8 protein-coding genes are annotated in these 12,811 nt (G+C 68.3%); 1 reads left to right on the top strand and 7 read right to left on the bottom strand.

Going from position 1 to position 12,811, the window contains the following annotated elements; genetic code table 11:
- Nucleotides 1-189 precede the first annotated feature (189 nt).
- The 6 genes from ABTZ94_RS31425 to ABTZ94_RS31400 all read right to left on the bottom strand — a co-directional run bounded on the left by ABTZ94_RS31425 (nucleotide 190) and on the right by ABTZ94_RS31400 (nucleotide 8,318).
- A complete protein-coding gene (locus tag ABTZ94_RS31425) occupies nucleotides 190-1,005 on the bottom strand; it encodes a carbohydrate ABC transporter permease (protein WP_351205841.1) in 816 nt (271 codons plus the stop codon).
- Nucleotides 1,006-1,016: 11 nt separating this feature from the next.
- Complete coding sequence (locus ABTZ94_RS31420) at nucleotides 1,017-2,006, bottom strand: carbohydrate ABC transporter permease (RefSeq protein ID WP_502967343.1); 990 nt, start codon at nucleotides 2,004-2,006, stop codon at nucleotides 1,017-1,019.
- Nucleotides 1,978-3,231: a sugar ABC transporter substrate-binding protein gene (locus ABTZ94_RS31415; RefSeq protein ID WP_351205839.1), complete on the bottom strand. Its 1,254-nt coding sequence runs from the start codon at nucleotides 3,229-3,231 to the stop codon at nucleotides 1,978-1,980. Before ABTZ94_RS31415 ends, ABTZ94_RS31420 begins: the two co-directional genes overlap by 29 nt.
- A gap of 214 nt (nucleotides 3,232-3,445) precedes the next feature.
- On the bottom strand, nucleotides 3,446-4,222 hold the full coding sequence (locus tag ABTZ94_RS31410) for an alpha/beta fold hydrolase (protein WP_351205837.1): 777 nt from the start codon (nucleotides 4,220-4,222) through the stop codon (nucleotides 3,446-3,448).
- 100 nt (nucleotides 4,223-4,322) lie between these two features.
- Complete coding sequence (locus ABTZ94_RS31405) at nucleotides 4,323-7,070, bottom strand: helix-turn-helix transcriptional regulator (protein WP_351205835.1); 2,748 nt, start codon at nucleotides 7,068-7,070, stop codon at nucleotides 4,323-4,325.
- Entirely contained in the window at nucleotides 7,071-8,318 is a 1,248-nt protein-coding gene (locus ABTZ94_RS31400; RefSeq protein WP_351205833.1) for a helix-turn-helix domain-containing protein, read from the bottom strand.
- 234 nt (nucleotides 8,319-8,552) lie between these two features.
- On the opposite strand from ABTZ94_RS31400, the gene ABTZ94_RS31395 reads away from it, so the two are divergent.
- Nucleotides 8,553-11,297 (top strand): ATP-binding protein, encoded by a 2,745-nt coding sequence (locus ABTZ94_RS31395; RefSeq protein WP_351205831.1) that lies wholly within the window; start codon nucleotides 8,553-8,555, stop codon nucleotides 11,295-11,297.
- 11 nt (nucleotides 11,298-11,308) lie between these two features.
- Here ABTZ94_RS31395 and ABTZ94_RS31390 read toward each other — a convergent pair whose 3' ends face one another.
- Nucleotides 11,309-12,562, bottom strand: coding sequence for an MFS transporter (locus ABTZ94_RS31390; RefSeq protein ID WP_351205829.1), 1,254 nt, complete (start codon nucleotides 12,560-12,562; stop codon nucleotides 11,309-11,311).
- Nucleotides 12,563-12,811 lie beyond the last annotated feature (249 nt).

The raw sequence follows: 12,811 nt of genomic DNA, 5'->3' as shown, positions 1-12,811 counted from the left end.
GGTGGAGCCATGAATCCCACCGCAAGACCGCACGAGCCCGCACCGTCGAGGACCTCATCGCAGCGTAACCAACCGGCCACCCGACAGGCTCTGAGACACCGTGCCAGCGGGCCCTGGGGCGGCACATCGCGTGAACCCGCTAGATCAGGCCACAGGTCGGCTACGGACCGGACGGAGAGGGGCTGCCCCTCACTTGATGGCTCCGTCGGTCGTGGCGGTGGCGACGTAGCGCTGAGCGACGACGAGCAGTACGACGGCGGGGATGGACGCCATGACTGTGGTGGCCATGATGGCGTTCCACTGGTTCGTGTGGGCACCGATGTATTGGTAGACGCCCAGGGTGATCGGCCGAACCCTCTCCGTGGTGGTCAGTGTGAGGGCAAAGAGGAAGTCGCTCCAGGTGAAGAGGAAGGTGAAGACGGCGGCAGTGATCAACGCGTTTGTGCTCACCGGGAGCACCACGGAGCGGAAGACGCGCAGCCTGCCGGCGCCGTCCACGCGTGCGGCCTCGATGATCTCCCTGGGAATACTCCGCATGAACGAACACATGATGATGATCGCGAAGGGGACCCCTGCGGTGGAATCGGCGAGGATCAGCCCGAGGTAGGAGTTCAGAAGTCCCAGGTCGTTGTAGGCGCTGTAGAGCGCATTGGCCACGACGATGCTCGGCACCATCTGTGTGACCAGGATGCCGAGAAGCACGAGGTCGGTTCCGCGGAGGGGGAACTGGGCCAGAGCGTAGGCCGCCGGCGCGGCGAGCCCGAGGCTGAGCGCCACGCTGCCGAGGGCCACGACGAGGCTGGTGACAAGGTTGCGTCCCTGGTCGCGCAGCGCGGTGGCGTATCCGCTGAGGTCCGGATGGGAGGGGAACCAGCCTCCCTGCAGTGTGTTGCCCGCCGGCTGGAGGGAGGCGTTGACCATCCAGTAGACGGGAAACAGCATCAGCGCGAGCAGGGCGATCCCGACGATGGTGGACGGCCAGCCACGGCCCGGTGCGCGCTTCACGGGATCGCCTCTCAGACGGTCCGGGCGCGTCGGTTGGCGCGCAGGTAGACGATGGCGAACGCGAGCGAGATGACGATGAGGACGTTGCTCATTGCGGCACCGCGCCCGAAATCGAACTGCTGAAAGGACAGTTCGTAGGACTGGGTGGCGATGGTCTCCGTGGTGTTGGCCGGCCCTCCGCCCGTCACCACGAGGATGATGTCCAGCACTTTGACCGTGTAGACCACGCCCAGCACCAGCACGACGCTCACCGTGGGCCGCAGCAGTGGCCAGGTGACATGGCGGAACGACGCCAGCGGGCCGGCGCCGTCCAGCTTCGCCGCGTCGTACAGGTGCGTGGGGATGTTCTGCAGGCCGCCGTACAGAATCGCGGTGTTGAAGGGGATTCCGACCCAGATGTTGATGAGGATCACCGACACCAGCGCCTGTGAGGTGCCGGTGAGCCAGGGGATGCCGGCCGACGAGAGGTGGAGGCCGCGCAGCGCTGCGTTGACGACTCCCGTGTCGGACTCGAGCATCCACCTCCACGTGGTTCCGGAGACGACCAGCGGCAGCAGCCACGGCAGCAACAGGAGCGATCGCAGAACGCCGCCGAGCGGGAAGCGGCGCTGGAAGAACAGGGCGAAGGCCAGGCCGAGTGCGAACTGCCCGATGATCGAGCCGGCGGTGAACAGGACCGTGGTCAGCAGGGCCTTGGGGAACAGGTCCGACGAAAGGATCTCCGAGTAGTTCTGCAGCCCCACGAACGGCGCAGCACCCGTGTAGAACGTCGTGGTCGTGTACTTCTGGAAGCTCATCACGATGTTTTTGACGATCGGGTAGCCGAAGAACAGCAGCAGGTATGCCGCGGCGGGCACGATGAACATCCACCGGGCCAGCCGCTCCCCGAAGCGTGCCCGGGCCGCGGCCCGGCCCCCCGCGGCGACGGCGCCGTCGTCTTGCCCGGTGACCGTCCGGAGGATCGGGGACAGATCAGTTACTGGTCGCGATCTGCTGCGCATGCCTGAGGGCTTCCTCCGGTGTCTGCTCGCCCGTCAGTGCGGACTGGATCGCGGTGTATATCCCTGTCGCTGCCTTGGGCCACTTGACGCCGAGCTCACTGGTACGGGCGCGTGCCGCTTCCACGCTCTTGACGAAGGCAGCCATCGAGGGGACCTGCTCGGCGTACTGGGCGGCCACCGGGGTGCGGGAGGGCACGGTGAAGTGCTGCTTGGCCAGGGTGAGCATGTTCGAGGAGCTGTTCAGGCAGGCGAGAACCTGGGCGGCCTTCTCCTGCCGGGCCTTGGAAGGGCTCTGCGGGACCGTCCACACCTCACCGCCGAGCGGTGTGACCGGGGTCTGCCCCGACCGGGGGACGGGGATGGGGGCCACTCCCCAGTGCAGGTTCCTGTCCTGGTTCAGGGCCGGGATCCGCCAAGGGCCGTTGATCATCATGGCTGTCTTTCCGGCGACGAACTGATCGTGGACGTCGGCCTGCGTCCAGTTCAGCACCGACTTCGACATGGATCCGCTCTTCACCAGGTCGACCCACAGCTGGAGTGCCTGTGCGGCCTGCGGGGTGTCCAACTGCTTCTCGTCCCCGCCGTTGGACCACAGGAAGGGCAGGAACTGCCAGGTGCCCTCAAAAGTGGCGTTCGCGTCGACCGCCATGCCGTAGCGCCCGGGACGGGTCAGCTTGGCTGCCGCCGCCTTCAGTTCGTCCCAGGTCCTCGGTACGGCGACACCGGCCTTGGCGAGCATGTCCTTGTTGTAGAACAGGGCGATCGTGCTGACGTTGGGGGCCAGTCCGTACAGCTTTCCCTGGTGGGTGCCCGCCGACAGGATGCCCTTGGCGAAGCCGCTGGAGTCGATGCCGTACTTGTCCAGCGGGGTCAGCGCGCCGGTTTGTGCGATCTGCTGCAGGTCGGGGTTGTCGAGCATCAGCAGGTCGGGAAGGGTCCGCGACGACGCCTGCTGCAGGACCTTGGGGATGAGAGATGCCCCCGGAACGCTTGTCTGCTCGACCCTTACACCGGCGGTCTTGCCGCACGCGGTGAGCATCTCGCCCCATTGGGTGTGTTCGGGCTCGTCGGTGTAGTAGTCGAGCGCGGTGATGGAGGTGACCTTGTCCGCGGCGGACCCGGCGCCGGTTCTGCCGCCGCACCCGGTGGCGGCCAGCACCAGGGCGATGGTTCCGGTCAGGAGGGCGGCGATTCGCCGCGCCGGCGGTCTGGCCGGTGAGAGCATGCTGGTGCCTTTATCGAGTGACTGTCTGTGACCGGAGTCGATGTCGCGAGGGTGGGCGGACTTCAGGGGCTCCGTCAAAGTGGACCAACCGGCCTCGTTCGTTCGAATGCATATTAAACACGCCCCCTGGTCGACCTATGGCGTGAGGCATTCGGAATATCGACGTCCGCAGGGTGCGGCGGCGGTCCCGTGTACACGGAGACGCGTGATCGCCTCATTCACTTGCCCAGAAGCCTTGTCGAAGGCCGTCGTCGTCGCGATCATTACCCTGCTCGGCGGCTTCCCGGATCATCGCCACCACGGCGTCGGGCTGCGACAGCACAACGGCGTGCGAGCCGTCCAGCACGTATTCGACGGCCGCCATGCGTTGTGCCATGAAGCGCTGAGCAGTGGGGTTGAGTAACCGGTCGGCGGTCGCGATGGCGTACCAGGAGGGCTTGGAGGCCCATGCCGGCGGGCCCGATCTACTGGTCAGCGCGCTGCAGGCGATCGGGCGTTGTGCCACGGACAGCACCTCCCTGACGCCGGGCGGCAGGTCGGCGGCGTACACGTGCTGGAACCGTTCCTTGCGGATGTACAGCTCGCTGTCGGGGCCGCCGGGAATCCGGGCGGGGAGGGCGACGGTGAAGGTCGCTTCGGCCACCGGCGTGGGGGCGAAGCGGTTCGTGATGTCCAGGACGCACTCGCCCGCGTCGAGGCCGAACGCAGCGACGTAGCACAGGGCCACGACGTTGTCGGCGTCGGTGGCGGCGTGTGTGATGACCGCGCCACCGTAGTCGTGGCCGACCAGCACGACAGGGACGTCGATGTCACGCACCACGCTCCTGATGTAGGCGGCGTCCTGTGCCAGACCGCGTAGCGGGTTCGCCGGGGCGCGCACGGTCAGTCCGGCGGCGTGAAGGAGGCTGATGACCCCCGCCCACGACGAGGCATCGGTGAACGCCCCATGCACCAGCACGATGGTCGGCGGTACGGGGGTGGATCTGTGCATGCCGGTGACCTCCGACTGGGCGGGGGAACATAACGGGGATGCCTCAGCCAAGCGCGTTCAGGTGTGGCAGGACATCACGTGAACGTACCAACGGGTCCGCTCAGCTTTCGGGCAAGGACGTGACCAGGTTGGCGAGCTGAACCCGGGAGTTGATCAACAGCTTGCGGAAGACGGACGTCAGGTGGGTGTTGACCGTGTGCGGGGATACGACGAGCAGGTCGGCGGCCGACCGGTTGGTGTGGCCCTGGGCGATAAGGTGCGCGATCTTCTTCTCCGAGGCCGTGAGGGCCCCCCATCCCTGGACGGGGCGCTGCATGGCCGCTGCCCTGCGGCTGCTGGCTCCCGCACCCTCCAGAGCGCGCTGTACGCGTGCCGCTGCGGCGTGGGCGCCCGACTCGGCGAACGTGCCACGGGCGTGAGCCAGCGCGGTCACTGCCTGACCTTGCCGGCCTGCTGCCAGGAGTGCCTGTCCGAGATCGGCGTATGCGGCGGCCCGGACCAGCGGGCGAGGGCTTGCCTTGAGCAGCTCTACGGAGTGTTCGAGCATGGCGAGATCATTTTTCACGAGCCCGAGGGCCTGCGCCGCGATGCCCGCGGCGGTCGGCACGGCAGGGTTGCGTTCGGCGTGGGCTTCGGCCTGCGCGGCCAGGTCCTCGGCGAGCTCGTGCTCCGCGCCGCGCAGGGACATGCGTATCGCGAAATCGACCCAGTCCCGCAAAAGCCGCCAGCGCATGAAGAAACCTTCCTTCTGTACTTCTCGAATCTTGTCGACGGCAAGATCGATGTCCCCGTCGGCCTCGGCGTGGACCGCTTCCAGGAAGCGCACCGCGGCTGTGTTGCCCGGGTTCGGTTTGACCGCCAGTCCTTCCTGCGCTGCGACCAGGTGCTCCCGCGCCACTTCCCGGTCGCCGCGCAGCAGGGCGATCCGGGAGCGGATCACGCGACCGTTCACCTGCTGGACGGGTACCTGTACCTCGTCTTCGAGGCGCTCCATGGTCACGAAGTCGGCATCGGCGTCGTCGAGCCGGCCGAGCCCCAGATCGTGCTGACCCTGCGCCCACAGCATCATTGCCTGACGCATCGCCCCGTCCTTGTCCGCTGCTTGCAGGAGCAATCGTTCGCTGGACTCGAAGTCGTCCACGTGCAGGCGCGCGACGATCTCTTCGGGAAGGAAAGCGGAATCGATGGCGCTCAGCGCGGCAAAGCGCTCCAGCGCGACCGCGTTCTCACCCGCGTTCAGCGCGATCTCGCCGAGCCCTGACAGGGCCAGGACGTGTGCCTCCCGGTCACCGCTCGCGGTGGCGGCACGCAGCGCGGTCTCGCCGGCCTCACGCGCCGCGACGAGATCATGGTCCCGGGACAAGGCCAGCGCGCGCAGGGCGGCCAGCCTCGCGCAGATCTCCGGGGCGCTGCCCCCCATGGCGAGAGCGGTTTCGGCCCGGCGGCGCAATTCGCCGGCGAGATCCATGTTCCACAGCGCCCCGCCGAGGGCAGCCTGCAGCCGACTGAACGCCTCCAGCGGCGGTCGGTCGGCCAGTAGCCGGTCGCCCGCCGACAGCGCCTCTCGGTTCCTGCCGGCCCGTGTCAAGCAGAGGATCGTCTGCTCACCCACCGTGAACCTCAGCGGCCGTGCTGATGGCACCAGTTCCAGGGCCCGCGTCATCAGATCGGCCGCGAGGCCCGGCGTGACCGGCAGTACGTCGTCAGCCGCTCGCTGCAGCAGCGCTACGGCTTCCTCGTCTCCGGGCAGGGATCCCCTGAGGATGTGCGGCACCGCGTCGATCGGCCGGTGGCCCGCGGCGACAAGGCGGCGGGCAGCCTCTCGGTGCAGAGCCTTCCGGGCTGACGGCGGGATGTCGACGTAGACCGCCTGGCGCAGCAGATCATGCCGGAAGACCAGATGATCGCCATCGTCGTCCAGGAGCCCGGCGCACACGGCTTCCTCGAGCGCCGCGATCAATGCGGCGGCCGCTTGGCCGCAGAGCGCGGCGGCGTCGTGGAAGCCGAACCTGCGTCCCAGCACCGCTCCCATCTGAAGGAAGCGCAGTGTGCCGGGCTGCAGGGACCTGAGTCTGCCGCGCACACCCACCACGAGCCCCGAGGGCACGAGCTCGTCCGAGACCTCGGCGGTCCGCAGTCCCGCAAGCATCTCGACCGCCAGGAACGGGTTCCCGCCGGCTCCGTCGAGCAAGTCCCGTACCCGCTCGTCAACCACTGCTCCGAGTGTGTCGCCGGCCAGTTGACCGATGGCCGCGCCGGACAGCGGCCCCAAGGACACAGCGAGCGTCGGAAGGTCGCCGGTCGCGGCTGCGACGACCTCTTCCGCCGGGCCCGCGGGCTCCCGTCGCCCGGTCAGCATCCACAGAACCGGCGAGGTCCGCAGGCGGCTCGGGAGCTGCTGCAGGGCAAACCGGCTCAGCGGATCGGCCCACTGCACGTCGTCCAGGCCGATCAGCACCGGCACGCTGCCTGCTCTGGCTTCGATCGCCTCCGCCAGGCGCTCCACCAGCCAGATCCGCTGATCGTGATTGCGGGCGAGATCGGCAAAGGCATCGCCGGACAGCAGCGGCTGATCGCCGTGCAGGACGCAGGCCGCCAACGACGAGAGCGGCACGATGTGATGCAGCTCGTCGGCCTTGCCGACGCCGACTGAGAATCCCGCTGCCCTGGCCCTGGCGACGGCTTCGGCGAGCAGTGTGGTCTTGCCGATACCCGGTTCCCCCTGGATCAGGGCCAACCCGCCGCTTCCGGTACGGGCCACCGAGTTGATCAGCGCCTGAATCTCTTCGAGCTCGGCCTCTCGGCCGCGCAGGCCGCTACGGGACAGCGAACCGCCTGACCCTGCCATTTATGCCCCTTCCCGTCCGCACTCGCCTGCCGAAGCCGGGCTCTGCCCATGCCGACTGGCGACCTCGCCCTCCCGCTGGTCGCGGCTTTTGGCGGGCACGCCGTGCGTGGCCACCTCACCGCAGGTCAAGGCCACCGTCTTCGAGTGCTTCGTCACCGCGGGGCTCCAGTCGCGCTTCCCCTGACCAGACGGAGCAGGTCGGAGTTTGCACGGCGTCCTGTGGTCGTTCTCCGCTGAAGTCGGGGAAGGGCCGTCCATCACAGCTGAGCGGTCGGACGACACAGCGCCGCCGCGAGTGTCGCGCCACCGGCTCGGAGACATGCCGTACGCGGTGCGGAAGAGTCGGCTGAAGTGGGCCGGATCGGTGAAGCCCCAACGGCGGGCCACGCCGGAGATCGTCCTTTCACCGTTGTCGCCGCGGGCGAGATCCCTGGCACATTCCTGCAGCCGACGGCGCTGGATCAGGCGGCTGACCGTGATTCCCTCCCCTTCGAAGAGCTTGTGGAGGGACCGGACGGAGATGTTGTGCGCAGCCGCGATCGTATCCGGTCCGAGCTCCGGATCCCCGAGGTGCCGGTCCACGTAGGCGCAGACTTCCCAGGTCCGGGTGGATCGGGAGCCGACCCTGCCCGCCCTGTCACCGGCGGACCGCTCGGTGATGAGGGTGGCCACCAGGTCGGTGAAGTTGCAGGCCAGCCGACCGGCAACATGCTCAGGGCAGTCCGCGGCTGTCTCGGCCAGAGTCACGAGAAACGGTGCGACCAGGGCGGCCACCGGACCGTCGGCGTCGATCACGGTGGCAGTCACCCGCTGCAGCTGGTCGTCCCGTACGCCGAGAACGCGGCGGGGGACCAGGCAGGCCTTTGTGTCCACACCGCGCGGGAAGTCGACCACACACGGGCGCTCCGTGTCCCAAAGGGCAAGCGTTCCGGCGGCGAGCTCGACCGTCCTTCCGTCCTGCTGCAGCACAGCACCGGTGGCCCCCATGACGGCGACCACCACGAAGCCCTCGGTCCGCCCGGCGTCATGGGCGATCCGTCGTCGGCTGCGAGTGAAGCATTGCGGATCCGCCTCCGTCGTGACGAAGAGCAGGTGCGCCAGCGGCTGGGTCGTCATCCGGCCTTGCGTGGCCGGAGTCCCGTACGAAGCAACCGTCACCGGAACAGTGGCCATGGAGACAGCCCGGCTCCAGCGGCGAACCGTGTTCCCGCCGTCCGGGAATCCGGCCGTGTCGATCACAGATGTCATGGGCGCCCTCCTGTCGGTCGCGTGCCGGGACCGACCACCGCACAAACAGTTGGCTCGGCACAGCGTCCAGCTTGGAACACGGGATGACTTACGTCGTCGGCATGATGACTGCGAAGCGACTGCAAGGAGGCGATGCGCCGGTGGGCATTTGACTCTCAGTGCACTCTGGCTGTTCTCTGTGTGCACGTAGACTGCGTCTGTCCAGGTCAGAACAGTGGCGCAGAGGAACATCGAATGTCGGGCACTATACTGTTCGGTCGGGACAGGGAGCTGGCGGCTGTCGACGAATTGGTCGACGGACTGCCCGAGCGCGGCAGTGCGCTGCTGATTCGAGGAGCCCCCGGGATCGGCAAGTCCTCCCTCTTGGACCACGCCGTCACCCGGGCCCGGAACTCAGGACTCACCGCCCTCAAGGCATCGGGTGTACAGACCGAGACCCATCTGCCGTTCGCGGGGCTGCACCAGCTGACCCACACCATGACGGATCGCATCTCGCACCTTCCCCCCACCCAGGCGGAAGCGCTGCTGGGCGCCTTCGGCATGGCGGAGCCGTCCCGCAGTGCCTCCGCGCCCCAGTCCTTCATGGTCGCCCTGGCCACCCTCAGCCTGCTCGGCGAGGCGACTGCCGAAGCCCCCGTTCTGCTGGTCGTGGACGACGCCCAGTGGCTCGACATGCCGACCCTGGACGTTCTCGGGTTCATCGCACGCCGAGTGGGTTCCGAGCCCCTCGGCCTGCTCCTTGCCCTCCGCGAAGACCGCACGGCGTGGCCGGGCACCCCCGACATCCACGAGCTGCACCTCAAGCCTTTGGAGCCGACCGCGGCCGACGCTCTCCTGGACGCCCGCAATCCCGGTCTCGACCCAGGGGTGCGCCGCCTTGTGGCGGAGATGTCTGCCGGCAACCCCCTGGCGCTGATTGAGCTCCCGATCACCCTGGCGGACGGGGTGCCCTCCGAGTCCGTGGTATCGCCGGCACTCCCCCTCACTCCCCGACTCGAGCGCGCGTTCGCCTCGCGGCTGGCCGATCTTCCTTCTGACACACGCCATGCGCTGCTCATCACCGCCGCCGCCGATGACGGTGCGCTGACCGAGGTGCTCGCCGCGGCTTCGGCACTTACGGGCACGGCGATTTCCGCACGCTCCCTGGAGCCCGCCATAGCCGCAGGTCTGGTGCGCGCCGACGAGTTCCGTATCGGCTTCACCCACCCTTTGGTGCGCTCCGCCGTCCTGGGCTCGGCAACGCTCGCGGACCGTCTTGCCGCCCACGGCGCACTCGCCCACACCCTTCATGGACAGCCTGACCGGCAGGCGTGGCACCGGGCTGCGGCCATCGGCCGTCCCGACGAAGCGGTAGCGCGGCAACTGGACCAGGTGGCTCTCAGAGCGAGAGGGCATGGCGCCGCCGCGGCGGCCTTGACGGCGTTGGAACGCGCCACAGCACTGAGCGAGGTTCCTTCCGCAAGAGTGGCCCGCCTCCTCGGCGCCGCGGAACTGGGCCTCGAGCTCGGCCAGACGGACCGCGCGTCAAGCCTGTTGCAGCAGGCCGAACCGCTGGTAGTCGACGTGCTGGACCGGGCACGCCTGCTCCTGCTGCGCGAGGGGATCGAATTGGATGTCGACACGAGCACACCCCGGCTCCATCTGCTGATCACCACAGCGGAGCAGGCTTCCGCGGCCGGCGATCCCGAACTGGCTTTGCGGCTGTTGCGCACAGCCGCGCGGCGGTGCTGGTGGTCGGACCCCGGGCGGGAGCTGCGGGAACGCGTCGTGGCTGCGGCCGAGCGGCTACCCGTTTCGGAACTCCACCCGGACCTGGTGTACACACTGGCGGGGGCCGCCCCGGTGGAACGGGCGGCGACGCTACTCGACCGCCTGCAGCGCCTCGAACGTGAGGGCGGGTACGACATTCTGGCCGCCGCCACTCTGGGCACGGCGGCCACGATGATGAACGCGTACGACCACGCCACCGGGTTTCTCCGACACGCGGCGGCCGGCCTGCGTGGCCAGGGCCGTCTGGGCCTGCTGGCCCAGACTCTGGTGTCCCTCGCCTTCAGCACCGTGCACACCGTCGACTGGGAGACCGGACTCCCGGCCGTGGCCGAGGCCATGCGTCTGGCCGATGAGAACGCCCAACCGCGCTGGCTGACCGGTGCGCGGATCGCGAAGGCGCAGTTCGCCGCATTGCGCGGAGATCTGGACACGGCGCGCGCTGTCATCGGCGAGGCGGAGCGTCAAGGGCTGTCCGTGGCCAACCTCTCCAATCTTGCGTTCATCCAGATCACGCGTGGCCTCATCGGCCTCGCCGCCGACAACCACGCCGAGGCGTTCTCCTGCGTCTGGCGGGTCTTCGACCCGGCCGACCCAGCTTACCATCCTTTCCTGCAGACCATGGCCATCGCGGAGTTGGCGGAGGCTGCCACGGGCGATGAACAACGAGCCATGGCGAAGGCCGCGTTGCAACAGCTCGTCACGTCCGCCGGGGCGAGCGAGGCCCAACTGATACGGGTAAACCTGGGATTCGCTCATGCGCTGCTGGCCGACGACGAGCATGCCGAAGAGCGCTTCCGGTCGGCGCTCGATCTGGACATGTCCCGTGCGCCCTTTGCTCGCGCTCGACTCATGCTCGCCTACGGCGCCTGGCTCCGACGGCGTCGCCGCGTGATGGAAGCCCGCACTCCGCTGCGGATCGCCCGAGACTCCTTCGCGGCCCTCGGTGTGGAGCCATGGCGCGAACGGGCCTGCCAGGAACTCCGCTCGGCGGGCGAGGGCAGCAAGCGTCAAAGCCTTACCGGCTGGGACCTGCTCACGCCTCAGGAGCTCCAGATCGCCCAGTTCGCAGCGGAAGGCCTCTCCAACAAGGAGATAGGCCGACAACTGTATCTGTCACCGAGAACGATCGGCGCGCACCTGTACCGCATCTTTCCGAAGCTCGGGATCACCTCTCGCGGCCAGCTGAGGGAGAAGCTGAGCGTGAACTGAGCGTAACCCGTTCAGTGCCCAGGCAGGCTTGCTGTGCTCGGCTTCGCTGCCGACCCCTGCCGACGTTCGGTGGTCCAGTAGATGAGGGCGACGAGGGGCAGGGCGGCGCCGAGGGCGGTGAGAGCGGTCCAGCCCCCGGAGTGGTAGACGACGGAGCCGAGTTCGGAGCCGACCGCTCCGCCCGCGAAGAACGTGGCGATGAAGGCGCTGTTGAGGCGGGCGCGGGCGGCGGGGTCGAGTTGGTACACGGTGTGCTGGCCGAGAATCAGGGTGGTCTGTACTGCCATGTCGACGAGGATCGCGGCCAGGCCGATCAGTACGATGCTGTGTCCGCCGAACCCGGCGAGCGCGAAGGCCAGGATGGCGACCACGAAGGCGATGCCGGTCATGGGGCGTACGAGCCCACGGTCGGCCCAGTGCCCGGCGAACGGGGCGATGGCCGCTCCGGCCGCGCCGACGAGGGCGAACACGCCGACCCCGACCGGGGAGTAGTGGAAGCGGGGGCCGGTCAGGACGAAGGAGACCGTGGTCCAGAAGGCACTGAAGGCGCCGAACATCGCCGCCTGGTAGAGGCCACGGCGCAGTAGTACCGGGTGTGTGCGCACCAGCCGGACGGTGGAGCGCAGCACGTGGTGGTACGGGATGGTGGTGGTCGGCGCGTGCTGCGGCAGGGCCGCGCGCAGGGCCACGGCGAGTACAGCCATCAGAGCGGCAGAACCGAGGAAGACGGCGCGCCAGCCGGCGAGGTCGGAGACGAGGCTGCTCAACGTGCGGGAGAGCAGAATGCCCGTGAGCAGCCCGCTCATCACCCGGCCGACGATGCGGCCGCGGGCGTGGTCGGGCGCGAGGCTGGCGGCGAACGGCACAAGGATCTGGGCGACGACCGAGGTGGCCCCGCTGACGAGTGAGGCGATCAGCAGCATCGGGAAGCTGGTAGCGAGTCCGGCCGCAACGAGGGCGAGGGTGGTGACCGTCAGCAGGATGGTGATCAGGTTGCGCTTCTCAAGCCGGTCGCCGAGCGGGACCAGGAAGAGCATGCCGATCACGTAGCCGACCTGGGTGAGTGTGATCAGTGCCCCGGCGGTGGCCGTGCTGGTGTGGAAGACATCGCTCAGCGAGGACAGCAGAGGTTGGGCGTAGTAGAGGTTGGCGACCGTCATGCCGGTGGAGACGGCGAGGAGCGCGACCAGCCAACCCGGCACGCCGTGAGGAGCCGTTTCGGTCGCGGGCCGGCGCGAGCTTTGGAGATCGGATGAGGCGGACATGTGCACCTTCTTGTCGGGGCGAGCCGGGGGACCCGGCGTGGGCGGAAGTGCTGTGGGACGGCCGACAGCTTCTTCGATGCCGTCACGCAGGTAAAAGCGTCGATCTGCCACTGGTGCTTCCTCACCTGAGGCGATGTTTCGTGATGTCAGTCATCTGAGGTTCCCCCGAGATGCGGAGGATGTTGACAGAGGGTCAGATGGGAATCATGAGAGGAACATCGACCATGGCCGCACCCAGGAAATATCCGT

The sequence above is a fragment of the Streptomyces sp. NPDC002785 genome, from assembly GCF_040295565.1.
Lineage (GTDB): Bacteria > Actinomycetota > Actinomycetes > Streptomycetales > Streptomycetaceae > Streptomyces.
The sequence above is the reverse complement of the archived record's forward strand: the minus strand, read 5'-3'. Positions and strand labels throughout refer to the sequence as shown.

Bases quoted from the DNA above. Each gene is read 5' to 3' on its own strand.
- ABTZ94_RS31420 (WP_502967343.1), bottom strand. From the start codon at position 2,006: ATGCGCAGCAGATCGCGACCAGTAACTGATCTGTCCCCGATCCTCCGG.
- ABTZ94_RS31415 (WP_351205839.1), bottom strand. From the start codon at position 3,231: ATGCTCTCACCGGCCAGACCGCCGGCGCGGCGAATCGCCGCCCTCCTG.
- ABTZ94_RS31410 (WP_351205837.1), bottom strand. From the start codon at position 4,222: ATGCACAGATCCACCCCCGTACCGCCGACCATCGTGCTGGTGCATGGG.
- ABTZ94_RS31405 (WP_351205835.1), bottom strand. From the start codon at position 7,070: ATGGCAGGGTCAGGCGGTTCGCTGTCCCGTAGCGGCCTGCGCGGCCGA.
- ABTZ94_RS31400 (WP_351205833.1), bottom strand. From the start codon at position 8,318: ATGACATCTGTGATCGACACGGCCGGATTCCCGGACGGCGGGAACACG.
- ABTZ94_RS31395 (WP_351205831.1), top strand. From the start codon at position 8,553: ATGTCGGGCACTATACTGTTCGGTCGGGACAGGGAGCTGGCGGCTGTC.
- ABTZ94_RS31390 (WP_351205829.1), bottom strand. From the start codon at position 12,562: ATGTCCGCCTCATCCGATCTCCAAAGCTCGCGCCGGCCCGCGACCGAA.